Annotated in this window: 23 protein-coding genes and 1 pseudogene; 11 read left to right on the forward strand and 13 right to left on the reverse strand. The window is 73.5% G+C overall.

Annotation, left to right across the window (positions count from 1 at the left end; all coding sequences use genetic code 11):
• Positions 1 to 102: 102 nt before the first annotated feature.
• Positions 103 to 1539, reverse strand: coding sequence for a GuaB1 family IMP dehydrogenase-related protein (locus BM339_RS18425; RefSeq protein WP_021600430.1), 1437 nt, complete (start codon positions 1537 to 1539; stop codon positions 103 to 105).
• 709 nt (positions 1540 to 2248) lie between these two features.
• On the opposite strand from BM339_RS18425, the gene BM339_RS18430 reads away from it, so the two are divergent.
• The gene (locus BM339_RS18430; protein WP_021599873.1) at positions 2249 to 3163 is read left to right on the forward strand and encodes an Lrp/AsnC family transcriptional regulator; all 915 of its coding nucleotides are present in this window, start codon (positions 2249 to 2251) and stop codon (positions 3161 to 3163) included.
• A 64-nt stretch (positions 3164 to 3227) separates the two neighbouring features.
• On the opposite strand, the gene BM339_RS18435 is transcribed toward BM339_RS18430, so the two are convergent.
• From BM339_RS18435 to BM339_RS18455, 5 genes are all read right to left on the reverse strand, one after another.
• Positions 3228 to 4820, reverse strand: a complete 1593-nt coding sequence (locus BM339_RS18435) for a Na+/H+ antiporter (protein WP_021599872.1) — start codon at positions 4818 to 4820, stop codon at positions 3228 to 3230.
• Positions 4821 to 4871: 51 nt separating this feature from the next.
• Positions 4872 to 5750: a LysR family transcriptional regulator gene (locus tag BM339_RS18440; protein ID WP_021599871.1), complete on the reverse strand. Its 879-nt coding sequence runs from the start codon at positions 5748 to 5750 to the stop codon at positions 4872 to 4874.
• Positions 5751 to 5832: 82 nt separating this feature from the next.
• Positions 5833 to 7401, reverse strand: coding sequence for an MFS transporter (locus tag BM339_RS18445; RefSeq protein WP_075021670.1), 1569 nt, complete (start codon positions 7399 to 7401; stop codon positions 5833 to 5835).
• Positions 7401 to 7664 carry a ubiquitin carboxyl-terminal hydrolase 14 gene (locus BM339_RS18450; RefSeq protein WP_024934939.1) on the reverse strand — a complete coding sequence of 88 codons (264 nt, stop codon included), beginning with the start codon at positions 7662 to 7664 and terminating at the stop codon, positions 7401 to 7403. Before BM339_RS18450 ends, BM339_RS18445 begins: the two co-directional genes overlap by 1 nt.
• Before the next feature lie 32 nt (positions 7665 to 7696).
• Complete coding sequence (locus BM339_RS18455; RefSeq protein ID WP_024934938.1) at positions 7697 to 8731, reverse strand: GDP-mannose 4,6-dehydratase; 1035 nt, start codon at positions 8729 to 8731, stop codon at positions 7697 to 7699.
• 178 nt (positions 8732 to 8909) lie between these two features.
• On the opposite strand from BM339_RS18455, the gene folP reads away from it, so the two are divergent.
• On the forward strand, positions 8910 to 9755 hold the full coding sequence (gene folP, locus BM339_RS18460; protein ID WP_033331140.1) for a dihydropteroate synthase: 846 nt from the start codon (positions 8910 to 8912) through the stop codon (positions 9753 to 9755).
• A gap of 27 nt (positions 9756 to 9782) precedes the next feature.
• Here the strand turns inward: folP and BM339_RS18465 are convergent, their stop codons facing one another.
• The 3 genes from BM339_RS18465 to BM339_RS18475 all read right to left on the reverse strand — a co-directional run bounded on the left by BM339_RS18465 (position 9783) and on the right by BM339_RS18475 (position 12765).
• Complete coding sequence (locus BM339_RS18465) at positions 9783 to 10340, reverse strand: CGNR zinc finger domain-containing protein (protein ID WP_021600258.1); 558 nt, start codon at positions 10338 to 10340, stop codon at positions 9783 to 9785.
• 218 nt (positions 10341 to 10558) lie between these two features.
• A complete protein-coding gene (locus BM339_RS18470) occupies positions 10559 to 11131 on the reverse strand; it encodes a hypothetical protein (protein WP_024934936.1) in 573 nt (190 codons plus the stop codon).
• A 296-nt stretch (positions 11132 to 11427) separates the two neighbouring features.
• Entirely contained in the window at positions 11428 to 12765 is a 1338-nt protein-coding gene (locus BM339_RS18475) for a pyridoxal phosphate-dependent aminotransferase (protein WP_081842500.1), read from the reverse strand.
• Between the two features lie 144 nt (positions 12766 to 12909).
• Here BM339_RS18475 and BM339_RS18480 point away from each other — a divergent pair, with 144 nt between their 5' ends.
• The 5 genes from BM339_RS18480 to BM339_RS18500 all read left to right on the forward strand — a co-directional run bounded on the left by BM339_RS18480 (position 12910) and on the right by BM339_RS18500 (position 18879).
• Positions 12910 to 13836 carry a LysR family transcriptional regulator gene (locus BM339_RS18480; protein WP_021597341.1) on the forward strand — a complete coding sequence of 309 codons (927 nt, stop codon included), beginning with the start codon at positions 12910 to 12912 and terminating at the stop codon, positions 13834 to 13836.
• Between the two features lie 202 nt (positions 13837 to 14038).
• Entirely contained in the window at positions 14039 to 14818 is a 780-nt protein-coding gene (locus tag BM339_RS18485; protein WP_235206377.1) for a VC0807 family protein, read from the forward strand.
• 159 nt (positions 14819 to 14977) lie between these two features.
• A complete protein-coding gene (locus tag BM339_RS18490) occupies positions 14978 to 16114 on the forward strand; it encodes a L,D-transpeptidase (protein WP_235206376.1) in 1137 nt (378 codons plus the stop codon).
• A gap of 205 nt (positions 16115 to 16319) precedes the next feature.
• On the forward strand, positions 16320 to 17513 hold the full coding sequence (locus BM339_RS18495) for a L,D-transpeptidase (RefSeq protein WP_021597344.1): 1194 nt from the start codon (positions 16320 to 16322) through the stop codon (positions 17511 to 17513).
• Between the two features lie 61 nt (positions 17514 to 17574).
• A complete protein-coding gene (locus BM339_RS18500; protein ID WP_021597345.1) occupies positions 17575 to 18879 on the forward strand; it encodes a glycosyltransferase family 4 protein in 1305 nt (434 codons plus the stop codon).
• Here BM339_RS18500 and BM339_RS18505 read toward each other — a convergent pair.
• The 3 genes and pseudogenes from BM339_RS18505 to BM339_RS18515 all read right to left on the reverse strand — a co-directional run bounded on the left by BM339_RS18505 (position 18866) and on the right by BM339_RS18515 (position 21258).
• Positions 18866 to 19375 (reverse strand): mycothiol transferase, encoded by a 510-nt coding sequence (locus BM339_RS18505; protein WP_021597346.1) that lies wholly within the window; start codon positions 19373 to 19375, stop codon positions 18866 to 18868. The two genes, BM339_RS18500 and BM339_RS18505, sit on opposite strands and share 14 nt — an antisense overlap.
• The gene (locus tag BM339_RS18510) at positions 19372 to 20604 is read right to left on the reverse strand and encodes a sensor histidine kinase (RefSeq protein WP_075021671.1); all 1233 of its coding nucleotides are present in this window, start codon (positions 20602 to 20604) and stop codon (positions 19372 to 19374) included. The genes BM339_RS18505 and BM339_RS18510 overlap by 4 nt, the downstream gene beginning before the upstream one ends.
• Positions 20601 to 21258: pseudogene (locus tag BM339_RS18515) on the reverse strand (response regulator transcription factor). The gene BM339_RS18510 and the pseudogene BM339_RS18515 overlap by 4 nt, the downstream one beginning before the upstream one ends.
• Before the next feature lie 176 nt (positions 21259 to 21434).
• On the opposite strand from BM339_RS18515, the gene BM339_RS18520 reads away from it, so the two are divergent.
• From BM339_RS18520 to BM339_RS18535, 4 genes are read left to right on the forward strand one after another with little or no spacing between them, the layout of a single operon-like run.
• Positions 21435 to 21992, forward strand: a complete 558-nt coding sequence (locus tag BM339_RS18520; RefSeq protein ID WP_021597349.1) for a hypothetical protein — start codon at positions 21435 to 21437, stop codon at positions 21990 to 21992.
• The gene (locus tag BM339_RS18525) at positions 21992 to 23032 is read left to right on the forward strand and encodes a peptidoglycan-binding protein (RefSeq protein WP_021597350.1); all 1041 of its coding nucleotides are present in this window, start codon (positions 21992 to 21994) and stop codon (positions 23030 to 23032) included. The genes BM339_RS18520 and BM339_RS18525 overlap by 1 nt, the downstream gene beginning before the upstream one ends.
• Positions 23029 to 23715, forward strand: a complete 687-nt coding sequence (locus BM339_RS18530) for an ABC transporter ATP-binding protein (RefSeq protein WP_021597351.1) — start codon at positions 23029 to 23031, stop codon at positions 23713 to 23715. The genes BM339_RS18525 and BM339_RS18530 overlap by 4 nt, the downstream gene beginning before the upstream one ends.
• Positions 23712 to 24920: an ABC transporter permease gene (locus BM339_RS18535; RefSeq protein ID WP_021597352.1), complete on the forward strand. Its 1209-nt coding sequence runs from the start codon at positions 23712 to 23714 to the stop codon at positions 24918 to 24920. The genes BM339_RS18530 and BM339_RS18535 overlap by 4 nt, the downstream gene beginning before the upstream one ends.
• Positions 24921 to 24984: 64 nt before the next feature.
• Here the strand turns inward: BM339_RS18535 and xylA are convergent, their stop codons facing one another.
• Positions 24985 to 26142 (reverse strand): xylose isomerase, encoded by a 1158-nt coding sequence (xylA, locus tag BM339_RS18540; RefSeq protein ID WP_021597353.1) that lies wholly within the window; start codon positions 26140 to 26142, stop codon positions 24985 to 24987.
• Position 26143 lies beyond the last annotated feature (1 nt).

Consider the following 26143-nt stretch of genomic DNA (forward strand, 5'->3'; position numbering starts at 1 on the left):
CGTCCCGGAGTAAGAGCGTGCAGGTCAGCGCGGGGATAACGGCGTGCCGGAGGCGGCGTGTCGCGAATTGCGGCGCCGGCCGCCCGGTGCGAGAGGCGGCGTTTACCAGCTGCTGGACAGCGGCTTGCCCTCGGCGTAGCCGGACGGGCTCTGGATCCCGATCGTGGCGCGCTCGTGGAACTCCTCCAGGGTGCGGGCGCCCGCGTAGGTGCACGAGCTGCGCAGCCCCGCCACGATCGAGTCGATCAGGTCCTCCACGCCGGGGCGCTGCGGGTCCAGGTACATCCGGGACGTGGAGATGCCCTCCTCGAACAGGGCCTTGCGGGCCCGGTCGAAGGGGGAGTCCTCGGCGGTCCGCAGCCGCACCGCCCGCGCGGACGCCATCCCGAAGCTCTCCTTGTAGAGCCGCCCGTCGGCGGCGCGCTGCAGGTCGCCCGGGGACTCGTAGGTGCCGGCGAACCACGAGCCGACCATCACGTTCGCCGCGCCCGCCGCGAGCGCGAGGGCGACGTCGCGGGGATGCCGGACGCCGCCGTCCGCCCACACGTGCCGGCCGTGCCGGCGCGCCTCGGCGGCGCACTCCAGGACGGCGGAGAACTGCGGGCGGCCGACCCCCGTCATCATCCGGGTCGTGCACATCGCGCCGGGGCCCACGCCGACCTTGACGATGTCGGCGCCGGCCTCGATCAGCTCGCGGGTGCCCTCGGCGGTCACCACGTTCCCCGCCACCACCGGGACGGCGGGGTCCAGGCCGCGGACGGCGGCGAGCGCGCCGAACATCTTCTCCTGGTGGCCGTGCGCGGTGTCCACCACGATCAGGTCGGCGCCCGCCTCCAGCAGCGCCTTGGCCTTGCCCGCGACGTCGCCGTTGACGCCGACCGCGGCCGCGATGCGCAGCCGGCCCGCGGTGTCCACGGCCGGCGTGTAGAGGGTGGCGCGCAGCGCGCCCGTGCGGGTGAGGACGCCGGCGAGGCGGCCCTCGCCGTCCACGACGGGGGCGAGCCGGTGGCCGCGCTCGTGCAGCCGGTCGAACGCCTCGCGCGGGTCGACGCCGGCCGGCAGCGTCACCAGGTCGCGGGACATGATGTCGCGGAGCTGGGCGAACCGGTCGACGCCCTGGCAGTCGGCCTCGGTGACGACGCCCACCGGCCGGTCGTCCTCGACGACGATGACGGCGTTGTGCGCCCGCTTCGGCAGCAGCGCGAGCGCGTCCCCGGCCGTGCTGGACGGGTCCAGCCGGATCGCGGTGTCCACGACCAGGTCGCGGCCCTTGACCCAGCCGATGACCTCGGCGACGACGTCGGCGGGGATGTCCTGCGGGAGCACCGCGACACCGCCGCGCCGGGCGACCGTCTCCGCCATCCGGCGGCCCGAGACGGCCGTCATGTTGGCCACCACGAGCGGGATGGCGGTGCCGCTGCCGTCGGAGGTGGCGAGGTCGACGTCCAGCCGCGACCCGACCGAGGAGCGGCGGGGGAGCATGAAGACGTCGTTGTAGGTGAGATCGTGAGCGGAACGCCCACCGTTCAGCAGGTGCACGGCTGTACTACACACCAATCCCGGATCAGAGTGGCTGGGCCACCGAACATTGTCGGTCATACCCGGCGATGCTCCGGACACGCCGGTAGGGCCCGCCGCGCGCTGGCCCGCAGGGGCCGTACCCAGGGGTGATGACACGGTGTCCCCGCGGCGGCGCCGATGTGATCTCCGCCGCGGTGTCCGCCTCCTTCCAGGCACAACGAAAGTGACCGGGCAGACCTGGTTGAAAACGGTGCAACGTGGGGCTTGGCTCTCTGTAAAGTTACCTCTTGACGTAACTGCGCCCTCGATGCACTTTTCTTACATGTGCCTCATGCGGACGGTGGATCCGCCGGAGGGGGCGTGACAGCAGAACACCGGGAGAAGCGCATGCAGGTCACGCACTCGGCCCCGGTGTGCCCCGTCCGCCTGCGCCGCGGGCCGTCCCGGCCGCGCGGCGGTCGCCCGAGTGATCACCGCGCCCGCGCACGCCCGCCGCCCGCACGGCCGCGCCGCGCCGAGCGCGCGGCGCGGCCCGGCAGCGTTGCGCTCCCGCGCCGGTCGAGGCGACGTCGGAAACGTCGCCTGCCGGAACCGGTCGCCGACGCATCGACGGCCGCCGGGCATGGCGAACACGAGCAAGATCAATATTTGACGTCATACCGTCCTGAAATGGAATGATCTTGCAGTCGCTGGCAGAACGATTCACCACACGTCGAGGAGGAGAACCGTGCTGGATGCGGTCGACGCCGTGCTCGTCCGCGAGCTCCAGCGGGATGGCAGGGCGACGTTCCAGGCGCTCGCCGACCGCGTCGGGCTTTCCCGCACGGCCGTGCGGGCACGGGTGCAGCACCTTCTCGAAACGCAGGTCGTCCGGGTCGTCGGCATCGTGCACGCCGCCGTCGTCGGCGCGGAGGCGATCGGGCACGTGTCGGTCACCGTGGACGGCTCCGCCCGGGAGGTCGCCAAGGCGGTCGCCGAGCGGCCCGCCGTCAGCTTCGCCGCGCTGACCGCCGGCCCGTACGACCTCGTCGCGCAGGTGCGCACCCGCGACGACGCCGCGCTCGCGGCCGAGGTGGACCAGATCCGGTCCGTCCCCGGCGTCCGCGCGGCGGAGGTGTTCCGGTCGGTGTCCACCGTGCGCGACACGCACACGGTGGTGCGCGAGCTCGGCGAGGTCACCCTCGACGACATCGACTGGCGGCTCCTGCACGAGCTGCAGCGCGACGGGCGCGCTCCCTACACCCGTCTCGCGCACGTCATCGGCCTCTCCCAGGCGGCCACCCGGGCCCGGGTGGTCCGGCTCATGCGCACCGGCGTCATCCAGGTCACCGGCCTGGCCGACCCGCTGGCCCTCGGCGCCGCCGAGCTCGGCGGATTCGGGCTGGTGGTGACCGGCGGGCTGCGGGCCGTGGCCGACGCGGTCGCGGCCCAGGACGGCGTCCGGTACCTGGCGACCGGCTTCGGGCGCTACGACATCGTCGGGCAGGCCGAGGCGGCCTCGCGCGGCGAGCTGGTCTCCGTGCTCGACGCCATCCGGTCCGTGCCCGGCGTCACGGTGCGGGAGTCCTGGCACCACCTGGACGTGGTCAAGGAGTCCTACACGGTCGAGCTCCCCGCCCAGCCCCTCAACGGGTCGTCCTGACCCGGACCGCCGCCCCGGCCACGGCGCACCGTGGCCGGGGCCACCGCACGTCCCGCTAGTCGCGCTAGTCGCGGTTGAGGGCGACCTCCTCCAGGTCCAGCTCGTGCATGACGCGGGTGAGCACCTCGTCGTCGATGCGCCGCTCGTCCCGCATCCGGACGAACACCCGGCGCTCGGCGTCCAGCATCTCCCTGCGCAGCCGCCGGTACGTCGCGGTCGGCACCTCCTCGCCCTCCGGGCCCGTCCCGCCGCCGAGCCTCTCCCAGGCCCGCAGCTGCCGCTGCTCGGTGAGCTGGCGCAGCCGCTCCACCACCGAGTCGTCCAGCCTCTCCGCGGCGTTCAGCTCCTCCAGCCGTTCGAGCGCGGCCTGCGCAGCGGCGTGCTGCGCGCCGGCCTCCGCCACCGTGTCGCTGTAGCGCTCGCCGTCGCCGCCGATGCCGAGCGCGCGGATGAGCGCCGGGAACGTCAGGCCCTGCACCAGCAGCGTCCCGAGAACGGTCGTGAACGTCAGGAAGAGGATCAGGTCGCGGCCCGGGAACGGGCGGCCGTCCGCGGCGAACGGGATCGCGAACGCCGCGGCGAGCGACACCACCCCGCGCATCCCTGCCCACGACACCACCACCATGCCGCGCCAGCCGACGTTCCCGCGGGCCCGCTCCCGCCGCGACAGCAGCCGGGAGAGCTGGGACGCCGGGAACACCCACGCGAACCGGGCGGCGACCGTGACGGCGAAGACCGCGATCGCCCACCAGGCCAGCTCCTGCCAGCTCCACCCCGACAGCCCGCCGACCACCGGCGGCAGCTGGAGCCCGATCAGCAGGAAGACCACCGACTCCAGGACGAAGACCAGCACCTTCCAGAACGAATGCCCGATCAGCCGGGTCACCGCCCCGGACTCGGTCTCCCGGTTGCCGAGGTACAGCCCGCTGACCACCACCGCGATCACCCCGGAGGCGTGCACGCTCTCGGCGATGAGGTAGGCCGCGAACGGCGCGACGAGCACGACGCCGTTCTCCACGAGCGGGTCGTCCAGCCTGGTCCGCAGCCAGTGCAGCGGCGGCCCGAGCAGCAGGCCCACGGCGGCGCCGGCGACGGCGGCGAACAGGAACCGCCAGACGCCGTCCACCAGCGTGAACCCGGCGCCGGTCGCCGCGATCAGCGCGACCCGGAACGCGGTGAGCGCCGTCGCGTCGTTGAACAGGCTCTCGCCGACCAGCACCGTCACCGTCCGGCGGGGCAGGCCGAGGCGCTGCGCGACGCTCACCGCCGCCACCGCGTCGGGCGGCGCTACGATCGCGCCGAGCACGCACGCCGCCGCCAGCGGCAGCCCGGGGACGAGGAGGGACGCCGCGTACCCGACGGCGAACGTCGTGAACAGCACCAGCCCGATCGACAGCAGCCCGATCGACCACGCGTTCTCGCGCAGGTTGGTGAACGAGCTCTTCCACGCCGCGGAGAACAGCAGCGGCGGCAGGACCACGTAGAGCACGAACTCCGGGTCGAGCTCGAAGTCCGGTACGCCCGGGACGAACGAGAAGCCCAGTCCCGCGATCACCAGGACCAGCGGCGCCGACAGTCCGATGCGGCGCGCCCCCGCGGCCACCATGAGGGCGCCGACCGGGACGGCCAGCAGCCACAGCGCGTGCGTCGTCTCCACCCGCCGAATCATGGCATGGCCGGCGGAACCCGGCACCGGCGAGGCGGCGGGTCAGCGGGCGTGGTGGTCGCGGGGCGTCTCCTTGGCGAACGTCAGGAAGTCGCGGGCCGCGGGCGGCAGCCGGCGGTGCGCGTGGACGAGGCCGATCATGCGGGTGAGGGGCGGCATGAACGACCGGACGGTCACGCCCTCGGTGTCGTCGATCTGGTTGCGGTACCAGAGCAGCGAGCCCATCCCGGCCCGCACCCAGCCGAGCCACGCGCCGCGCTCGTCGGACTCCACCGCCGGGACCGGCCGCGCGCCGATCCGCCGCAGCATCGTGTCGATCTCGGCGCGCGGGGCGCTGCCGCGGGCGGGCAGCACCAGCCGCATCCCGTCCAGCGCGGCCGGCGGCACCGGTTCGCGGACCTTCAGCGCGGGCGGCGAGATCAACACCACCTCCCGCTGCTCGAACGGGTGCGCGGTCATGTCGCCGGGGACGGGCAGGTCCGTGAGCGCCAGCTCGGCGCGGCCCACCCGCAGCGCCGCCGCGACCTGGTCGCGGTCCGCGCAGCGGATCACCCGGACCCGGACGGCCGGCTGGTCCCGGGCGAAGCGCGGGATGAGCCGGCCCGTCAGCTCCGGCTCCAGGGACGCGGTGACGGCGATGCGCAGCTCCGCGCCCCGCCCGTCGGCGCGGGCGACCGAGAGGCCCTCGATCGCGTCGACGGCGTCCAGCGCGACGCGGGCCTGCCGGACGACCTGCTCGCCGACCGGGGTCAGCGCGACGCCGCGGCCCGACCGCGCGAACAGCTCGACGCCGAGCTCGCGCTCCAGCTCGCGGACGGCCCGCGACAGCGCGGGCTGAGCCACGTAGAGGGCCTGGGCCGCCGACGTCATCGTGCCGTGGTCGGCGGTCGCCACGACATAGCGCAGCTGCCGCAGATTCATGCACCGACCGTATGCCAACGAACCGCTGCGGTCCTGGACATAGCCGGATTCGGACCGGGTGTGGCCGCGCCGGGACGGCCGATCAGGCCTTGGCGTCCGGTGCCGGGCCCGCCGACGGCGCCGCCGGGACGTTCTCCCGCTCGGGCTGCAGCTGCGGGGCGCCGACGCCGCAGTGGCGCCTGCACTCCGGCTCGACGGCCTCCCCGGACGGCGTGCGCAGCGCGTCGTCGCCCACGGTGAGGAAGGTCAGCACGGCCCCGGCGGCCAGGAGCGCGGCGCACGTCATCATCGCGAGCCGGAACCCCTGCGCGAACTCGCCGGGATCGTTCAGGGCGTCGCCCGTCAGCCCGGTCAGCGGCGGGATCGCCGCCACCGCCAGCAGCCCGGCCGCCCGCGCCACCGCGTTGTTGACGCCGCTGGCCACGCCCGCGTGCCGGGCGTCGGCGGTGGCGAGCACGGTCGCGGTGAGCGGCGCGACCACCGCGGACAGCCCCAGCCCGAACACCACCACCGCGGGCAGGACGTCCCGGACGTAGGAGGAGTCCTCCCCGATCCGGCCGACCAGCAGCATCCCGCCCGCCGCCACCAGCAGCCCCACGGTCATCGGGAGCCGCGGGCCGATCTTCTGCGCGAGCGCGCCCGCCCGCGCCGACAGCAGCAGCATCAGCACGGTGACGGGCAGCAGCGCCGTCCCCGCCGCGATCGGCGAGAACCCGCCGACGACCTGGAGGTTGAGCACGAACAGGAAGAACAGCACGCCCATGCCGCCGTACATGATGAACGTGACGACGTTGACGGCGGAGAACTGCCGCGAGGCGAACACGTCCAGCGGCAGCATCGGCTGCGGCGCGGGGCGTCCCGTCCGCGCGCCCGGCAGGTGCCGGCCCCGCCCCCGCAGCCGCTCGACCAGCACGAACGCCACGGCCGCCGCCAGCCCGGCGAGCGCGGCGGCGGTGATGACCGGCGCCGCCGCGCCCCCGCCCGGCGCCTCGGTGAGCGCGTAGGTCGTCCCGGCGAGCGCCAGCGCCGCCAGCACCGCGCCGAGGATGTCGAAGCGCCCGCGCGCCTGCGGGTCGAAGCTCTCGGGGACGTGCCGGGCCGCGACCAGCACCACGACGGCGGTGAGCGGGACGTTCAGCAGGAACACCCACCGCCAGCCGGCCGCCTCGACCAGCCAGCCGCCGGCGAACGGGCCGACCGCGCCCGCGACGCCGCCGAGGCCCGACCAGACGCCGACCGCGCGGGGACGGTCGTCGGGCGCGAACGACGCCTGGATGATCGCCAGGGAGCCCGGGGTGAGCAGGGCCCCGCCCACGCCCTGCAGCGCCCGCGCCAGGATCAGCGTCTCGATGTTCGGCGCCACGCCGCACAGCACCGACGCGACCGCGAACCAGACCACGCCGACCAGGAAGATGCGGCGCCGCCCGAACCGGTCGCCGAGGGAGCCGCCGAGCAGGATGAAGCCGGCGAGGGTCAGCGTGTAGGCGTTGACCGTCCACTGGAGTCCGGCGACGTCGGCGCCGAGGTCCCGGCCGAGCGCCGGGAGCGCCACGTTGACGACCGTCGCGTCGAGCATCGCCACGCTCGACCCGAGCACGGTCGCCAGCAGGATCCACCGTCCGGGGCCGCTGCGCAGCCGGACGTCGGGCATCAGACGATCAGGTTGTCGGCGAAGCACCAGCGCCAGTCCTCGCCCGGCTCGAACGACCGGACGATCGGGTGCCCCTCCTTCTGGTAGTGGGCGGTGGCGTGCCGCATGGGGGAGGAGTCGCAGCAGCCCACATGCCCGCAACCCAGGCAGAGCCGCAGGTGGACCCACCGCGTCCCTTCGGCGAGGCACTCCTCACAGCCCTGCGGCGTGTTCGGGGACGGATCCTCTACCGGAACGGTCTGCACGTGCTCGCAAGTGGCCATGTCTGAATCGTGCCACGACGCCGGTAACCGGATCACCAATGATCGGGGCTGAAGGGCTCGTCCTCCGGGCGGGCGGACTCCGACAGCAGCCGAAGGTCCGACTCGACCATCATCGTCACCAGGCTCTCGAACGACACCACGGGCTCCCAGCCGAGCTGCTCGCGGGCCTTCTTCGGGTCGGCGCACAGCAGGTCGACCTCGGCCGGACGCGTGTACTTCGCGTCCAGGACGACGTGGTCCTCCCAGTTCAGGCCGGCCGTGCGGAACGCGAACTCCACCAGCTCGCGCACCGACTGCGTCTGGCCCGTTCCGATGACGTAGTCCTCGGGGGAGTCCTGCGCCAGCATCATCCGCATCGCGCGGGCGTAGTCGCCGGCGTAGCCCCAGTCGCGCCGCGCGTCCAGGTTGCCGAGCCGCAGCTCGGCGGCCAGGCCGAGCTTGATGCGCGCCGCGCCCAGCGACACCTTCCGCGTCACGAACTCCGCGCCGCGGCGCGGTGACTCGTGGTTGAACAGGATGCCGCTGACCGCGAACATCCCGTAGGACTCGCGGTAGTTCTGCGTGATGTAGTGCCCGTAGCTCTTCGCCACGCCGTACGGGCTGCGCGGGTGGAACGGCGTCTTCTCGTTCTGCGGGGTCTCCCGCACCATCCCGAACATCTCCGAGGACGACGCCTGGTAGAAGCGGATCTGCTCGCTGCCGGGCGTGCGGGACGGGCTGATGCCCGACACCACCCGGATCGCCTCCAGCATCCGCAGCACGCCCATGCCGGTGACCTCGGCGGTGAGCTCGGCCTGCTGCCACGACATCGGCACGTAGGAGATCGCGCCCAGGTTGTAGACCTCGTCGGGCCGGACCCGCTCGACCGCCGAGATCAGGCTGCCCTGGTCCAGCAGGTCGCCGGTGGTGATCTGCACGTCGCCGATGTGCTTGCGCAGCCGCGACACATGGGGGTTCGCCTGCCCCCGCACCAGGCCCCAGACCTCGTACCCCAGCCCGAGCAGATGCTCGGCCAGATACGAGCCGTCCTGTCCGGTGATGCCGGTGATGAGTGCTCGCCTGGACAGCGGATCCTCCATGGCTGAATTAGGTCCGACGCGGGCCCACCACGGGCAGAACCCGCAACGAGCGTGAAATATGAGGTTACCGACCAGGACATGTCCATGACGAGGGAGGGCGCCGTTTGAACCGAATTCCCTTCTGGTTCGCTCGCCGGCCCGCGCGTGTGCCACGGTGAGACCCATCATGAGCTCTCCGGACGCGCCGCCGCTGCGGCTGAACGGGCGTGAGATCGGCCCGCACGCGATCATGGCCGTGGTGAACCGCACGCCCGACTCGTTCTTCGACCGCGGCGCCACCTACGGCTTCGACGCGGCCCTCGCCGCCGCCGGCCGGGCCGTCGCGGCCGGCGCCGACATCGTCGACATCGGCGGGGTCAAGGCCGGCCCCGGGGAGGACGTCGGCGTCGCCGAGGAGCTGCGCCGGGTCGTCGACCTCGTCGCGGCGGTCCGGGAACGGCACCCGGACGTGGTGATCAGCGTCGACACCTGGCGCGCGGAGGTCGGCGAGGCGGTGGCGCGGGCCGGCGCCGACCTGCTGAACGACACCTGGGGCGGACCGGACCCGCGGCTCGCCGAGGTCGCCGCCGCGCACGGGATCGGGCTCGTCTGCGCGCACGCCGGCGCCCTCGCGCCCCGCACCCGCCCGCACCGGATCGGCTACGGCGACGTCGTGGCGGACGTGGTCGGGCACGTCACGGCCGAGGCCGAGCGCGCCGCCGCCCTCGGCGTCCGCCGGGACGCGATCCTCATCGACCCCGCGCACGACTTCGGCAAGAACACCCGCCACTCGCTGGAGATCACCCGGCGGCTCGGCGAGCTGACCGCCACCGGCTGGCCGGTCCTGGTCGCGGTGTCCAACAAGGACTTCATCGGCGAGACCCTCGGGCGCCCCGTCGACAAGCGGGGCGTCGGCACCATGGCCGTCCTCGGCGTCTCCGCGGTGCTCGGCGCCCGCGTGTTCCGCGTCCACGACGTCCCCGCCGCGCGGGCCGCCCTGGCCGCCGTCGGCCGCCTCGGCGCCGCGCGCTGACACCACGCGGGCGGGCTCAGTGCGGGCTCAGTGGGCGGCCTCGCGCCGGCGGGCCCGGTAGGCGGCCACGTGCATGCGGTTCCCGCACGTGCGGCTGTCGCAGTAGCGGCGGCACCGGTTGCGGGACAGGTCGACCAGCACCCGCGAGCAGTCCGGCGCCTCGCAGGTGCGCAGCCGGTCCAGCTCGCCCGCGGCCACCACGTAGGCCAGCGCCATCCCGCAGTCCGCGGCCAGATGCTCGCCGAGCGGGGCGCCGGGCGCGAAGAAGTGCACGTGCCAGTCGTAGCCGTCGTGGTCGGTCAGGTGCGGCGTGGCGCGGACCTCGCCGACGATCTCGTTGATCAGCCGGACCGCGGCCGGGACGCCCTCCGCGCGGAAGACCGCGTGGAACCGGGCGCGCAGGTCGAGGACCCGGGCCAGGTCCGCCTCGGTGAGCGCGCCGACGTCGCTGAAGGCGTTGCGCTCCACGAACCCGCGCAGGCCCGGCAGCCCGCCGAGGCCCTCCGCGCCGGACGCCGCCGCGCCGGTGTTGATCAGGTCGACGACGACGGCGAGCGCGTGCTCGGTGTCATGAGTGAAGATCACAACGACTCCAGTCTCCGTGGGCCGGGCGGTCGTGTTCCCGGCGGCGCCGCCGGGGCCGGCACGCGGCCCGCGGACCCCACCTTATGACGAGGAGCGCCTCCCTTTACTGGCACGCCGCCAATTTATGCCGGAGCGCGGAGAGAGCCTGGTCGGCCGGAACGGTCCACTTCCGGACGCGGGGCCCAACGGCGTGGTGGGGGCCTGGATGAAGCCGGTCCTCAGCGCTCGTAGTGCGGGTCGGCGACGACCGGGTAGAACGCGTCGGTGTGCTGGACCCGCATCGTGACCGCCGAGCCCTCCAGCGTGTAGTCCGCCTTCACCTGGCGGAACATCGAGTCGCTCGCCCACGGGTTGTAGAGCCGCCCGACCGTCGCGCCGTACCGCAGGTGGACGACGTCGTAGCCGCCGGACGGCATCGACTCCAGGGTCAGCCCGTCGGCGAGGGAGACCGCGAACCGGAACTCGGTGGGGGCGTCGGGGCCGTGGATGACGGTGAGGAGCCGCACCCCGCCGGCCGTCGTCTGCGCGACGATGTCGGTGTCGACGTCCACGCCGACGAACACCCGCAGGCTGGGACGCAGGACCTGGGCGACGGTGTCGGCGGCCGCCACGTCGATGCCGAAGTGGATCCGCTGCCCGTCCCGCGTCGGCACCCACACTCCGTCACGGGCCCGCTGCCCCCAGGCGACGTCGGGGTTCTCCATCTCCTGGGGCTCGTTCTTGCCCCGCGCGACCAGGATTCTGGAGGCGGCGTTCATCGCCGCGGCAGCCCCGTCCCGTGCATGCCTCATGGCGGGCCCCCTCGCCTTCTGTCATCACTTCCGCGGCCTCACGTTCGCCCTGGGTTTACCACGGGCGGTGCGGGCGGGACGCCCTTTGGCCTGCCCCTGGTCGATAAGCGACGTTCGCCCCGTGCGTCGTTGGACCTTACACCACGCTTATACGCCCCGGTCGGGGCGGGCGCCGATCTTCTCGGCGGCCGTTCCCGGCCGGGGCGGGCGCCGTCACCATCCGCGCGCGGAGCCTCACGCGGGCAGGCGTCCGCGGGCCGTCCCGGAGCGCTGGACGGCCCGCGGCGGGGACCGCCCTAGGCGAGCGCGGGCTCACCCACGGTGACGGAGGCCGGCAGGTCGGCGAGCACCTCGCCGAGCCGGTCGAGCGCGTCGGAGATCCACGGCAGGGACGCCGGGGCGGGCGCCGCGAGGGCCGCGAGGCGCTGCTCGTCGTCCTCCCCGTAGAGCAGGCTCGGCGCCACCCGCATGCGCAGCGCGGACGGGGCGTCCCCGAACGAGCTGCCCGGCAGGACGCCGACCCCGTAGCGTTCCAGCAGCAGGTGCGTGAGGTCGGCGGCCGTCCGGACGCCGTGGTTGGCCTCCAGGGCCTCCCGCATCGGCCCGAAGTCGGGGTAGAGGTAGAAGGCCGCTTCCGGACGCGTGACCCGCGCGCCCGCGGCGGCGAACCGGTCGGCGACCGCGCCGGTGATCGCGGCGTGCAGCCGCCGGCTGCGGTCGACGTGCTCGACCAGCTCGGGCGGCTCGGCGAACGCGTACGCGGCGGCGTGCTGCATCGGCGCCGGGGCGCTGGACCAGATCTCGCTCGCCACCCCGAGCAGGCTGCCGCGCAGCGCGGCGCCGAACGGCCCGTCCGGCAGCCGCGCCACCCCGATCCGCCAGCCGCCGGCCGCCAGATTCTTGCTCAGCGCGGTCGTCACCACGGTGCGCTCCGGCGCGTACAGGGCGGGGGACGGCACCGTCCGCCCGGGGGAGTGCACCAGGTCGCGGTAGATCTCGTCGGAGATCACGACCAGGTCCTGCTCGCGCGCGACCGCGCACAACCGCCGGACGGTCGCCTCGGACGCGAGCGTCCCCGTCGGGTTGTCGGGCAGCGTCACCACCACGGCCCGCACGTCGCGACCCCGGGCCCGCGCCCGCACCACGGCGTCGGCCAGCAGCGCGGGGCTCGGCACGCCGCCCTCGCCCGGCGGGGTGGCCACGCGGATCGGCTCCGCCCCCGCCAGGGACGTCTGCGCCGCGTAGCTCACCCAGCTCGGCGCGGCGACCACCACATCACCGCCCAGCGCGGTCAGCAGGGCGAACAGCAGCGGCTTGCTCCCCGGGCCGGCGACCACCGTGGACGGGTCGGTGGGCAGCCCGCGGCGCGCCCAGTACCCGGCCGCGGCGGCACGCAGCGCGGGCGAGCCGGCCACCGGCCCGTAGCCGCCGCGGCCCGCGGCCGCGCCGAGCTCGCGGGTCAGCGCGGGGTGCAGGGGGATCCCGGCCTCCCCGAAACCGAGGGGGAGCACGCGTTCACCGCGTCTCCGCTTGCGGGCCATGGCCTCGTTGACCGCGAGCGTCGCCGACAGCGGGACCGGGCGAGGGGCGAACGACACCGGACGGAGGGCCGCGGGATGGTTCTGGGCAGGCATGAACTACTCCAAGGCATGCGTGATAGACGGTGGGTGACCGTGGAAATCCCCGTGTGCTGCGACCCGGCCGGGTTCGCTTCATGCTTGCCCGCATTTAGCATCATCACAAGCGAGTCTCATCGATGGTGACCGTAAGATGGGCTGATGCTAGAGCTCCGCCGCCTGCGGCTTCTCGCCGAATTCGCCCGCCGCGGGAGCATCGCGGCGACCGCCGCCGCCCTCGGCTACACGGCTTCGGCGGTCTCCCAGCAGCTGGCCGCGCTCGAACGGGAGGCCCGCGTCCCGCTGCTGGACCGGACCGCCCGCAGCGCGGAGCTGACCGATGCCGGACGGCGCCTCGCCGACCGCGCCGAGGAGATCCTCAACCTCGTGGAGACGGCCGAGGCGGAGCTGTCGGCCCAGGCCGACGCCCCCATGGGCCGGGTCGTGGTCACGGCGTTCCCGACCGCCGCCGTCGCGTTCGCGCCCGCGCTGGCGCACAGCCTCGGCGACCATCCCGATCTCACGTTCGTGCTGCGCCAGACCGCGCCCGGCGCCGGGATCCGCCAGGTACAGAACGGCGAGGTCGACATCGCGCTCATCGACGACTGGACGGGAAAGGTCCCCGAGCAGTCGCCCGCCGCGCTGGAGTTCTTCCACCTCCGGCGCGACCCGCTCGTCCTCGTCGTCCCGGGCACGCACCCCATGTCGCGTCCGGACCGGGCCGTCGACCTGCAGCAGCTCCGGGAGGAGCCGTGGATGGCGGCCCCGCCCGGGGAACCGTCCCGGCAGGCCGTCGAGCGGCTGCTGGACGCCGTCGGCGGGGCCCGTCCCGTCCCCTGGGAGTTCGAGGGGCTGCACACGATCCTGAGCCTTGTGGCGCGGGGGATCGGCATCACCGCCGTGCCGGCGCTCGCGCTGGCCGCCGGCGACCAGGACGTGGCGGTGCGGCGCATCCCCGAGTGCACGCTCGCCCGCGAGGTGTACGCGGTGACCCGGTCCGCGAGCGTGCGGAGGCCGTCGGTCGCGGTCACCCTGCGCGCCATCTACGCCGCCGCCCAGGCCGTCCAGCCGGCCCCGCCCGAGGACTGACCAGCGGTTTTCCGAGGTCGGCGGAGGCTTGAAGGCGGAGTCCTCGGGCATGGCCGATTCCGGCCCGCATCCGCGGCGATGCGGCCCCGGTTCCGAACCAAACGGACGCCGGGCCCGAACTAAGGAGGGAACAAGCCGCGCGCTACGGATCGTTCGAAAACGGACGGCCACGTGCGGATCATCACGTACGGTGGTGCGAATCGTGAGCACATCCGAGTCCATGCACACCGATCGGGGAGCGCAGCGCTCGATGGAACGACCGGCGACCATGACCGCCGAACCGCCAGGGGCGGTTCGGGCGGAGCTGCCGCAGGACGGCCACGCGGGTGGCCACCACGTGTTCGAGCTGCCGCGGGTGACCGCGCTGCTGATGCACGCGCTCCCGCGGTTCGTCGAGGGGGTCATCGCGCCCGTCGCGGTGTTCTACGCCGCGCTCACCCTCCTCGGGCTGAACGGCGCGCTCGTGGCCGCCGTCGCCTGGGTGTACGGCGGGATCATCTACCGGTACGTCCGCGGGCACCCGGTGTCGGGGATGCTGATGCTGGCCGCGGTCGGTGTGACGGTCCGCGCGATCTTGGCCGCCGCGACTCACAGCGCGGTCGTCTACTTCCTCCAGCCGACGCTCGGCACGCTCGCCGTGAGCATGGCCTTCCTCGCCTCGGTGCCGCTCGGGAAACCGCTCGCGATGAAGCTCGCCAAGGACATGGCGCCGATCCCTGACGCGTTCTACAAGCACGCCAGGGTCCACCAGTTCTTCCTGCGCATCTCGCTGCTGTGGTCGGCGGTGCTGCTCGCCAACGTGGGCATCAGCCTCTGGATGCTGTTCAACCAGTCGATCAGCATGTACCTGTGGATCCGCACCGGCATCGTCGCCGGGCTGGGCGCGATCGGCATCGCGGTGTCGGTCTGGGGCTTCAAGCGCGTCGTCCGCCACGTGAACCGCGAGCCCGCGCGCGCGTCCGGCACCGGCTCCGCCGCCTGACCGGTCCCGCCCGCCCCGCCCGCACAGCGATTCCCGTCTCGCTCCGAACCCGCGGCCGGTTCGGAGCGTCTCCCTACACAGACAGATTTCACCGGACACAGGGTGAATTCACGGGGTTTGGGGGAGTTCGTGGCAAGCAAGGGTCGTTTGGGGCTTGTGGTGACCGGTGGCACCGGCGCGGTGGTGCTGCTGGTGACCGGCTGCTCGATCGGGAGCGCCGGCAAGCTCGCCTCGGGCGGGTCCGACACGGCGGTGACGATCACGCCGGCCAACGGGACCGCCCAGGTCAAGCCGGACGGGACGATCGAGGTGAAGGCCTCCGGGACCAAGCTGCGCACCGTCACCGTCCAGGGGCAGGGCGCCACCGTCACCGGCAAGTTCGGCGACGGCCGCAAGACGTGGCGGTCCACCCGCACCATGACGCCCGGCACGTCCTACACCGTCACCGCGCAGACCGATGGCGGGAAGTCCCGGACGGTCACCAGCTCGTTCACGACGCTGAAGCCGTCGCAGACGCTGTCGATCTCGGACATCACCCCGAACGTCACGGGGGAGAAGGTCGGCGTCGGCATGCCGATCATCGTCCGGTTCGACCGCCCGGTGACCGACAGGGCCGCCGTGGAGCGGGCGCTGCGCGTCACGCCGGACAAGCCGGTCGAGGGCGCGTGGCGGTGGGTCGGCAACGACCAGGTGATCTACCGGACGAAGACGTACTGGCAGCCCCACCAGACGGTCCGCTTCCAGGCGAACCTCGCGGGGGTGAACGCGGGCGGCGGCGTCTACGGGGCCAAGGACGCGAAGGCGACCCTCACCATCGGCGCCGCCCAGATCACCACCGGCGACATCGGCGGCCACCACATGACCGTCACCCGGGACGGCAAGAAGCTGCGGACGGTCCCGTTCAGCGCCGGCAACGGCCAGACGCGGGAGTACACCACCACCAGCGGCGTCCACCTGCTGATGGAGAAGGGCAACCCGGTCACGATGACGTCGCCGGGCCGCAAGGAGGGCGACCCCGGGTACTACAAGCAGGTCGTCAACTACGCGGTCCGCTTCTCCAACAGCGGCGAGTACGTGCACTCGGCGCCGTGGTCCGTCGGCTCGCAGGGCTCCGCGAACGTCAGCCACGGCTGCCTGAACGTCAGCCCGGCCAACGCCAAGTGGTACTACGACATCATGCAGCGCGGCGACGTCATCAAGCTGACCGGCACGGACCGCGAGGTCGAGCACGACAACGGCTGGGGCTTCTGGCAGCTCTCCTTCGGCAAGTGGCAGGAGGGCAGCGCGCTCCGCTGAACCGCGTCCCGAACCGCGTTCGGCCACGGCCCGGGGGGCCGGCGATCCGCGCTCATGCAACGCTTTGATCTCGGACGCCCGCCAAAACCCCGGGTCGTGGCATGATCGTCGACTTTTGTCGCTAATGTCTTTGTGATAGACGGCGGGGTTTCTGGAGGTTGTGGTGCAGCGGAGGGTTTCCGCAGGGGTTCGCGCAGGCGCGGGCATGGCAGGGGCCGTGCTGCTCTTGACGACGGCCTGCAGTGGGGGAGAGAAGGACTCCGGCGTCACGGTCGGGGAGAAGGGCGACGCCAATGCCCCGCAGGTGACGATCAACCCGGGCAACGGCAACACCAAGGCCAAGCCCGAGGACGGCGTCGTCGTCACCGCCGCGGGCGGCACGCTCGAGCAGGTGACCGTCACCCTGAGGGGCAAGCCGGTGGACGGCGCGATGGCCGCCGACAAGACCAGCTGGAAGTCGCGCACGCTGCGCCCCGGCACCAAGTACCAGGTCACCGCCGTCGCCAAGAGCCCCAAGGGCAAGTCGACCACGGTCAACGCCTCGTTCGCCACGCTGAAGGCGGCGAACGAGCTGGACATCGTGGACGTCACCCCGAGCAAGAACGAGAAGGTCGGCATCGGCATGCCGATCCAGGTGACCTTCAACCGCGCCGTCGGCGACAAGAAGGCCGTCGAGAAGGCGCTGGAGGTCAAGTCGGCCAAGCCCGCCACCGGCGCGTGGTACTGGATGAACGACACCACGGTGATCTTCCGCACCAAGAACGGCACCTGGTGGGCGCCCAACCAGAAGGTGACGCTCACGGCGAAGCTGTCCGGTGTCAAGTCGGGCAAGAGGACCTACGGCGTGTCGGACTTCACCCGCGGCTTCCGCATCGGCGACGCCCACATGGTCAACATCAGCACCAAGAAGAAGAAGGCGGTCGTCACCAAGAACGGCAAGAAGGTCCGCAGCTGGCCGATCAGCGCGGGCAAGGGCGGCCGCGTCGTCAACGGCGTCGACACCTACCTCACCACCAGCGGCATCCACCTGACCATGGGCAAGGAGAATCCGGCGATCATGACGTCGGAGTGGATGGGCGTCGATCCGAAGGACAAGAAGAACGGCGGCTACCGCGAGGTCATCCCGCACGCGGTGCGGATCTCCAACAGCGGCGAGTACATCCACTCCATGGCCGCCACCGTCTGGGCGCAGGGCCGGCAGAACGTCAGCCACGGCTGCGTCAACTCGCCGCCCAAGGACGCCCGCTGGTACTACAGCTGGTCCTACCGCGGCGACCCGGTGATCATCACCGGCAGCAAGCGGAAGCTGGACCCGCTGAACGGCTGGAGCTACTACCAGATGTCGTGGAGCCGCTGGGTCAAGGGCGGGGCGCTCGACCGAACCGTGACCACCGGGTGACGATGACCGGACCCGTCGCGGGTACGAGCCGGACAAAGGCCGTCTGCGACCGGAGGGTCCGGTGGAGAAGTCAGCGCGACCGCTGCGACTGAAGCGCCGCGTCCGGCGCAGGGCACACCGTGTCCTGCGCCGTTCGGCGCTCTGGGCGCTGCGCCCGCTGCGGCTGCGGCCCGTCCCGCCGCGCGGTGAGCGGCTCCGCGTCCGGATCCTCCTGCAGAACGCGCACGGCACGGGCGGGACGATCCGCACGGTGCTGAACCTGTCCGGGCACCTGGCCCGCGACCACGACGTCGAGATCGTCAGCGTCCTGAAGCGGAGCAGGAAGCCGTTCTTCCCCATCCCCGCCGGGGTGAGGGTGACCTACGCGGACGACGGGTTCGCCCCCAAGGGCAGGGCGGCGCGCCTGCTCTCCCGGCTCCCGAGCGTCCTGACGCCGGTGGACGAGGCGTCGTTCCGCCTGATGAACCTCTGGTCGGACCTGTGCCTGCTGCGCGCCGTGTACGGCAGCCCCGCCGACGTCCTCATGCCGACCCGGCCGTCCCTCAACCTGCTGGTCGCCGAGCTCGGCCCGCGCGGCGCCGTGACGATCGGGCAGGACCACATGAGCCTGGAGTCCTACCAGCCCTGGCTGCGCCGGGAGATCCTCCGCCGCTACCGGCGCCTCACCGTCGTCACCACGCTCACGGAGGCCGCCGGCGCCGGCTACCGGGCCGCCCTCGCCGGCTCCGGCGTGCGGGTGGTGCAGATCCCGAACGCCGCCCCGCGCCTGCCGTCCCGCCCGTCCCGGCGCGAGCACAAGGTCGTCCTGGCCGCCGGGCGGCTCGTGCACACCAAGGGCTTCGACCTGCTCATCCGCGCCTTCGCGCCGGTCGCCGCCGACCACCCGGACTGGACGCTGCGCGTTTTCGGCGGAGGCCCCCGGCGGGACAAGCTGCTCGCCCTGATCGGGGAGCTCGGCCTCACCGGCCGGGTCGAGCTGCTCCCCCGTACCCGCGACCTGCACGGCGAGATGGAGCGGGCCTCCGTCTATGCGCTGTCGTCCCGCCGGGAGGGCATGCCGATGGTGGTCATCGAGGCCATGGGGATGGGCCTGCCGGTGGTGTCGTTCGACTGCCCGTTCGGCCCCGGCGAACTGATCACCCCGGGCCGCGACGGGCTGCTGGTTCCGCCGGGCGACGTGGACGCCTTCGCGGCGGCCCTCCGCACGCTGATCGAGGACCCCGGCCTGCGGGACCGGCTGGGCGAGGAGGCGCTGCGGTCCGCGCGCGCCCACCACCTGGACCGCATCGGCCCCCGGTGGTCCACGCTCATCTCCGCGTCCTGCCGGGACGGCGGCCGCCGGCGGCCCGCGGTCAGCCGGCGCTGAGCAGCCCCCGGACGTAGGCCGCCTGGCCCGCGTGCTGGAGGTCGTCGGAGATCACGCTGATCAGCCGCACGGCCAGCGTGACCGGCGGGTCCCACGACCGGTCGACGATCCGCTCCAGGTCGCCGTCGGTCAGCGCGGCCACGTACTCGACGGTCCTGTCGTGGACGGCGTCGTGGTAGCCCGTCAGCAGGTCGGCCGACTCGACCCGGACCGCGGCGACCTCGTCCGGAGTGTGCCCGTATCCGGTGTCGGACGTGCCGAGCGGCAGGCCGAACCGGTCGGCCCAGCCGCCGCCGGTCCACACCTGCGCGGTGCCGGCGGCGTCGGCGACGTGATCGTCCTGGATACGAGTGAGATGCCACACCAGCCACGCGATCGAGTTGGCGCCGCCGGCGGGCCGGTGGGCGAGCTGGTCCGCGGTGAGGCCCCGGGCCGCCCCGTGGACGACCTGCTGGATCCGGTCGAACGCGTCGGTGAGCAGTTGTGCACTGGTCATTGCCCCGACGCTACCTTGATCGCCACCGGCTCGCGCACCCGGCTCGGCAGGCGGGCGGTCACCACGAGGCCGCCGCCCTCGCGCGGCGCCGCGGTCACCGTGCCGCCGTGGGCGGTCGCGGTGGCGCGCACGATCGACAGGCCGAGCCCGGAGCCGCGGTCGGAGCGGACCCGGTCGTTGCCGAGCCGGCGGAACGGCTCGAAGATCGTCTCCACCTCGTAGGCGGGGACGGCCGGGCCGGTGTTGGTGACGACGACCTCGGCCCACCCGTCCCGTCCCCGGGTGGCGACGTGGACCTCGCCGCCCTCGTGGTTGTGCCGGACCGCGTTCTCGACGAGGTTCTGCACGAGCCGCTCGACGAGCACCGGGTCGCCCGCCGTGGGGGCCGGGCCGAGCCGCCGGTCGACGGTCACGTCGCGGGCCCTGGCCTCCGCGGCGGCCTGCTGGAGGACGTGCCCCGCCACGTCGGCCAGGTCCAGCGGCCCGGTGTCCATCACGACGTTCTCGGTGCCGGCGAGGGTGAGCAGCCCGTCGATGAGCCGCTCGTGCCGCCCGTTGACGACCAGGAGCGACTCGCCCAGCCGCTTGACGTCGTCGGTCGCGTCCGGGCGGCGCACCGCCACGTCGACCAGCGTCCGGTTGATCGCGAGCGGGGTGCGCAGCTCGTGCGAGGCGTTCGCGACGAACCGGCGCTGCCCGTCGAACGCCCGCGCCAGCCGGCCGAGCATCGTGTCGAAGGTGTCGGCCAGCTCCTTGACGTCGTCGCGCGGCCCCTCGTAGGCGATCCGCTCGGTGAGGTCGTGGCTGCGCGCCACCCGCCGCGCCGTGTCGGTGATCGCGTGGACGGGGCGCAGCGCCCGGTCGGCGAGCAGCCAGCCGAAGCCGAGCCCCGCCGCGGCGACCAGCCCGAGCGCGACGCCGCCCTGGGTGAGCAGGGCGTTGAGCGTCTCCCGCTCGTAGTCCTCGCGGCCCTTGACCAGGACCCCCTCGACCTTCGCGGCGGTGACCATGACGGTGTCGTCGGGCGCCGGGGCGGCCGCGCCCGCGGGCCCCACGGCCTTGAAAGCGCTGTTCAGCGGCTTGGCGTCGCCGGCCGGCTGCAGATTGTTCTGGACGAGCAGGTAGGTCAGGCCCAGGAGCACGATGCCGGCACAGACGAAGAGGCCGGTGTAGAGCAGCGTCAGCCGCATCCGGATGGTCGGCCGCAGCCGGTCGGTGAACGTCGTCATGGAATCCGGTACCCCACTCCCGGGACGGTCTCGATGACCGGGGGATCGCCGAGCTTGCGGCGCAGCTTCATCAGCGTCACCCGGACGGTGTTGGTGAACGGGTCGGTGTGCTCGTCCCACACCTTCTCCAGCAGCCGCTCGGCGGACACGATCGTCCCGTCGGCGCGCAGCAGCTCGGCGAGCAGCCCGAACTCCTTGCGCGCCAGGTGCACGTACCGGCCGTCGCGGAACACCTCCCGGCGGGCCGGGTCGAGCCTGATCCCGGCGCGCTCCAGCGCCGGCGGCGCAGCCGGGCGGGCCCGCCCGGCCGAGGGCCTGGATCCGCGCGACCAGCTCCTCGAACGCGAACGGCTTGGTCAGGTAGTCGTCCGCGCCGATCCGCAGCCCGTCGACCCGGGCCGGGACCGTGACCGAGGCGGTGAGCATCAGCACCCGGACGAGCCCGCCCGACCCCACGACCGAGCGGCACACCTCGTCGCCGTGCACGACCGGCAGGTCGCGGTCGAGGACGAGCACGTCGTAGTCGTGCACCGCGAGCCGTTCGAGCGCGGCGTCCCCGTCGTAGACCACGTCCACGGCCAGGGCCTCGGCCCGCAGCCCCTCGGCGATCGAATCGGCGAGCATCCGCTCGTCCTCGGCGACCAGTATCCGCACGCGTCCCGTCCTCGTCTCCGCGGCGCGCCGCCCGGCGCGTCCTGCCGACCCAGCTTCGGGGAGGGGGCGTAACGCGGGCATAACGCGATCCGGTTACGCCGGGGTTACCCGCGCGCCGCTGGACTTGCGGTCACCGCCGGCGCTCCGCCCGGCGGACACGACAAGGAGACCGACCGATGCGACGACAGACGCTCGCGGCCCTGGCGCTGCTCCCGGCCCTCGCCCTCGGCGCGCAGGGCTGCGGGACCCTGGGCGGGAGCGCGGATGCGAGCGGTACCGCCAAGGCCGCCAGCGACCAGGACAAGATGCGGAAGTTCGCGCAGTGCATGCGCGACAACGGGGTCGACATGAAGGACCCGACGGGGGACGGCCGGGTGGAGATCCGGGCGTCCGCAGCACCCGGCCAGAGCGGCGGCCCCGGCCAGACCAAGAAGGTGGACGGCAAGGTCGAGGCGGCGCACAAGAAGTGCCGGCACCTGATGCCGAACGGCGGCAAGCCGCCCAAGCCCAAGCCGGAGGAGCTGGCGAAGATGCGCGCCTTCTCCAAGTGCATGCGCGACAACGGCATCAGCGAGTTCCCCGACCCGCAGCCCGACGGCGGCATGAGGATCGAGGCGGGGAAGGGCACCGGGCTGAACCCGGAGAGCCAGAAGTACCAGAAGGCCCAGAAGGCGTGTTCGAAGCACTCGCCGAACGGTGGCAGGGGCCCCATGCTGAGCACGGGTCGGAAGTAGTGGCCAGGACGCGCACCATCGCGCTCGGTGCGGCCGGGATGGTCGTGGCCGGTGGCGCGGGCCTCGCCACCGCCGGCCTCGGCGGCGGCGAGCCGACCGCCGCGCACAGCTCGCTGCCGCCCGCGACGGCCCCGGTCGAGCGGACGACGCTGGTCGAGACGCAGGACGTCGACGGGACGCTCGGCTACGGCGGCACCCGCACCATCGCCGGCACCGGCCGGGGGACCGTCACCTGGCTGGCCGGTCCGGGCTCGGTGGTCTCCAGGGGCCGGTCGGTGTACCGGGTGGACGACACTCCGGTTCCGCTCCTGTACGGAAGGCTGCCGCTGTACCGGGCGCTCGCGGAAGGGACCGAGGGCGCCGACGTCCTGCAGCTCGAACGGAACCTCAGCGCCCTCGGCTACACCGGGTTCACCGTCGACAAGACGTTCGGCTCCGCCACCACCGCGGCCGTGAAGCGGTGGCAGGAGGACCTGGGCGTGACCGAGACCGGCACCGTCCGGCCCGGCGAGGCCGTCGTCGCGCCCGGCCGGATCCGGGTGGCCGCGCGCAAGGCCGCCGTCGGCGACAAGGTCGGCGGGCCGGTGCTCACCTACACCGGGACCACCCGGGTCGTGACCGTCGACCTGGACGTCGAGCACCAGCGGCTCGCCAGGAAGGGCGCGGCGGTGGAGGTCGAGCTGCCGTCCGGCGACACCGTGAAGGGCAGGATCAGCTCGGTCGGGAAGGTCGCCGAGGCGGGCGGCAACGACAGGCCCGCGACGGTGGAGGTCGAGATCGCGGTCGCCGGGAGCAAGGAGCTCGGCTCCTACGACAAGGCGCCCGTGGTGGTGCACCTCACCGCGAGCCGGCACGCCGACGTCCTCGCCGTGCCGATCGGCGCGCTGCTCGCCCAGGGCGACGGCGGCTACGCCGTCCAGGTCGTGGAGGGCGGGCGGGTCCGCACGGTGCCGGTGGAGACCGGCGTGTTCACCGAGGGCATGGTCGAGGTCTCGGGCTCGGGCCTGTCCGAGGGCATGAAGGTCGGGGTCCCCTCATGAGCACCGTCGTCGAGTTGCGCGAGGTCACCAAGACCTACCCGGGCGGGGTCACCGCCCTGGACACCGTGTCGCTCAAGGTCGAGGAGCGCGAGCTGGTGGCGATCGTGGGGCCGTCCGGGTCCGGGAAGTCGACGATGCTGCATCTGCTCGGGACCTTGGACCGGCCGAGCGCCGGCACCGTCCTGGTCGAGGGGACCGACGTGTCGCGGCTGCCGGACCGGCGCCTGTCGGCGCTGCGCGCCCGCCGGATCGGCTTCGTCTTCCAGCAGTTCCATCTCGCCGGTGGCGTGAGCGCCCTCGACAACGTCGCGGACGGGCTGCTGTACGGCGGCGTGCCGCTGGCGGAGCGGCGCCGCCGGGCCCGCATCGCCCTGGAGCGCGTCGGGCTCGGGCACCGCCTCGGCCACCGGCCGCACCAGCTGTCCGGCGGCGAAAGGCAGCGCGTCGCGATCGCCCGCGCCGTGGTCGGGGACCCCGCGCTGCTGCTCGCGGACGAGCCGACCGGTGCGCTGGACTCCGCGTCCGGCGCGGGCGTCCTGGAACTGCTCGGCGAGCTGTCCGCCGCGGGGACGACCGTCGTCCTCATCACGCACGACCGGGACATCGCCGCGCTCCTGCCCCGCCAGGTGCGGATGCGCGACGGCCGGGTCGTCCACGACGACGCACTGGTGGAGGCGCCGTGACCGAGAAGATCCCGCCGCGGGAGGCGCCCGCGCGGCTCGGGCCGGGGGACGTGCTGCGCGTCGGCGCCGCCGGCCTGCGGTCCCGCCCGATGCGGGTGTTCCTGTCGGCCCTCGGCATCGCGATCGGCATCGCCGCGATGATCGGCGTCGTCGGCATCTCGACGTCCAGCCGCGCCCAGCTCCAGGCCACCCTCGACCGGCTCGGCACCAACCTGCTCACCGTGGGGCCCGGCCGGGACCTCTTCGGCGAGGACGCCAAGCTGCCGAAGGAGTCGATCGGCATGGTGGGCCGGATGCCGGACGTGGAGTCCGCGTCGGCGACGGCCAAGCTGGACGACACCAACGTCTACCGCAACGACCACATCCCGGAGGGGGAGAGCGGCGGGATCGGCGTCCTCGCGGCGCGCCTCGACCTCCCGAAGACCGTGGGCCTCACGATGGCCGCCGGCACGTGGCTGAACGCGGGCACGGCGAAGTACCCGGCCGTGGTGCTGGGCGCCGAGTCGGCCGACCGCCTCGGCGTGTCGGCGCCGAACATGCAGGTGTGGCTCGGATCGCGGTGGTTCACGGTCGTCGGCATCCTGGAACCGAACCAGCTCGCACCGGACCTGGACTCGGCGGCGCTCGTCGGCTGGGACGCCGCCGCCGCGCACCTCGGCTTCGACGGCCACCCCACCACCGTCTACACCCGCGCCCGCAAGGACGCGGTGGCGCAGGTGCGGGAGCTGCTCGCCGCCACCGCCAACCCGCAGGCGCCGAACGAGGTCGAGGTCAGCCGCCCCTCGGACGCGCTGGCCGCGGAGAACGCCACCGACCGGGCGTTCACCGGGCTGCTCCTCGGCCTCGGCGGCGTCGCGCTGCTGGTGGGCGGCGTCGGCGTCGCCAACACGATGGTGATCTCCGTCCTGGAGCGCCGCGCCGAGATCGGCCTGCGCCGCTCCCTCGGCGCGACCCGCGGCCAGATCCGGATGCAGTTCCTCACCGAGTCGCAGCTCCTCGCCGCGCTCGGCGGGGCGGGAGGCGTCGCCATCGGCATCGTGGTCACCGCGGTCTTCGCGGTGACGCAGGGCTGGCCGACCGTCGTCCCGCTCTGGGCCATGGCCGGCGGGATCCTCGCGACCCTCCTCATCGGAGGCGTCGCCGGCCTCTACCCGGCCCTGCGCGCCGCCCGGCTGTCCCCGACCGAGGCCCTGGCGGCACCGTGACCCGGTCGGGGGCCGGGCAGCCGGGGGCGTCCGACGCCCGGAGGCCCCCCGGCCCCCGACCGGGTCATCGCACGCCGTAGAGGTGTTCGAGCGCCAGCTGGTCGAGGTGCTCGAAGGCGGTGCGGCGGGCGCCGAGGGCCTCGGCGTCGGCGGTGGCGCCGCGGACGGAGCGCCAGTCCTCCCCGTCGGCCAGCGTGGGGCGGGCGAGCTCGTCCAGCTTGGCCTGGCGCAGGGCGTCCTGGACCTCGGGGTCGGCGCGGAAGGCGCGGACCTTCTCCCGCAGGATCAGCCAGTTGCGCATGCACGCCGTCGCCGACTCCCACACGCCCTCGTCGTCCTCGGTGCGCGGCGGCTTGAAGTCGAAGTGGATCGGGCCGTCGTACTCGCTCTGGTCGATCAGGTCGACGACCCAGAACGCGCCGCGCGCGTTGCCGGCGCCGAAGCGCAGGTCCTGGTCGTAGCGGGGGCCGTGCTGCCCGTTGAGGTCGATGTGGAACAGCTTGCCCTGCCAGAGGGCCTGGGCGAGGCCGTGCGCGTAGTTGAGCCCGGCCATCTCCTCGTGCCCGACCTCGGGGTTCAGGCCGACGCCGTCGGGGCGCTCCAGCGTCTGGATGAACGCGAGCGCGTGCCCGATCGTCGGGAGGAGGATGTCGCCGCGGGGCTCGTTCGGCTTCGGCTCGATCGCGAACCGCAGGTCGTAGCCCTGGTCGGCGACGTAGGCGCCGAGGACGTCGAACGCCTCCTTGTAGCGGTCCAGCGCCGCCCGGACGTCCTTCGCGGCGCCGGACTCGGCGCCTTCCCGCCCGCCCCAGCACACGTACGTCCTGGCGCCCAGCTCGGCGGCGAGGTCCAGGTTGTCCATGACCTTGCGGAGCGCGAAACGCCGGACGTCGCGGTCGTTCGCGGTGAACGCGCCGTCCTTGAAGATCGGGTGGCCGAACAGGTTGGTGGTGGCGGTGGTGACGACGAGGCCGGTCTCGTCCAGCGCCTTGCGGAACGCGTCGACGGCGCCCTGCCGCTCGGCGGGGGAGGCGTCGAAATCGAAGACGTCGTTGTCGTGGAAGTTCACGCCGTAGGCGCCGATCTCGGCCAGCTTGCGGACGGCCCGGTCGGCGGGCATCGGCGGGCGGGTGCCGGGGCCGAACACGTCGACGCCCTGCCAGCCGACCGTCCAGATGCCGAACGAGAACCGGTCCTCGGGTGCGGGTGTGTAGTCGGTCATC

Source organism: Actinomadura madurae (genome assembly GCF_900115095.1).
GTDB lineage: Bacteria > Actinomycetota > Actinomycetes > Streptosporangiales > Streptosporangiaceae > Spirillospora > Spirillospora madurae.

Excerpts from the sequence above, each read along its gene's own strand:
- folP (WP_033331140.1), top strand. The coding sequence starts at position 8,910 with ATGAGCTCTCCGGACGCGCCGCCGCTGCGGCTGAACGGGCGTGAGATC.
- BM339_RS18510 (WP_075021671.1), bottom strand. The coding sequence starts at position 20,604 with ATGACGACGTTCACCGACCGGCTGCGGCCGACCATCCGGATGCGGCTG.
- BM339_RS18445 (WP_075021670.1), bottom strand. The coding sequence starts at position 7,401 with ATGCCCGACGTCCGGCTGCGCAGCGGCCCCGGACGGTGGATCCTGCTG.
- BM339_RS18470 (WP_024934936.1), bottom strand. The coding sequence starts at position 11,131 with ATGAGGCATGCACGGGACGGGGCTGCCGCGGCGATGAACGCCGCCTCC.
- BM339_RS18505 (WP_021597346.1), bottom strand. The coding sequence starts at position 19,375 with ATGACCAGTGCACAACTGCTCACCGACGCGTTCGACCGGATCCAGCAG.
- BM339_RS18450 (WP_024934939.1), bottom strand. The coding sequence starts at position 7,664 with ATGGCCACTTGCGAGCACGTGCAGACCGTTCCGGTAGAGGATCCGTCC.
- BM339_RS18475 (WP_081842500.1), bottom strand. The coding sequence starts at position 12,765 with ATGCCTGCCCAGAACCATCCCGCGGCCCTCCGTCCGGTGTCGTTCGCC.
- BM339_RS18530 (WP_021597351.1), top strand. The coding sequence starts at position 23,029 with ATGAGCACCGTCGTCGAGTTGCGCGAGGTCACCAAGACCTACCCGGGC.
- xylA (WP_021597353.1), bottom strand. The coding sequence starts at position 26,142 with ATGACCGACTACACACCCGCACCCGAGGACCGGTTCTCGTTCGGCATC.
- BM339_RS18440 (WP_021599871.1), bottom strand. The coding sequence starts at position 5,750 with ATGAATCTGCGGCAGCTGCGCTATGTCGTGGCGACCGCCGACCACGGC.
- BM339_RS18480 (WP_021597341.1), top strand. The coding sequence starts at position 12,910 with ATGCTAGAGCTCCGCCGCCTGCGGCTTCTCGCCGAATTCGCCCGCCGC.
- BM339_RS18495 (WP_021597344.1), top strand. The coding sequence starts at position 16,320 with ATGGCAGGGGCCGTGCTGCTCTTGACGACGGCCTGCAGTGGGGGAGAG.
- BM339_RS18520 (WP_021597349.1), top strand. The coding sequence starts at position 21,435 with ATGCGACGACAGACGCTCGCGGCCCTGGCGCTGCTCCCGGCCCTCGCC.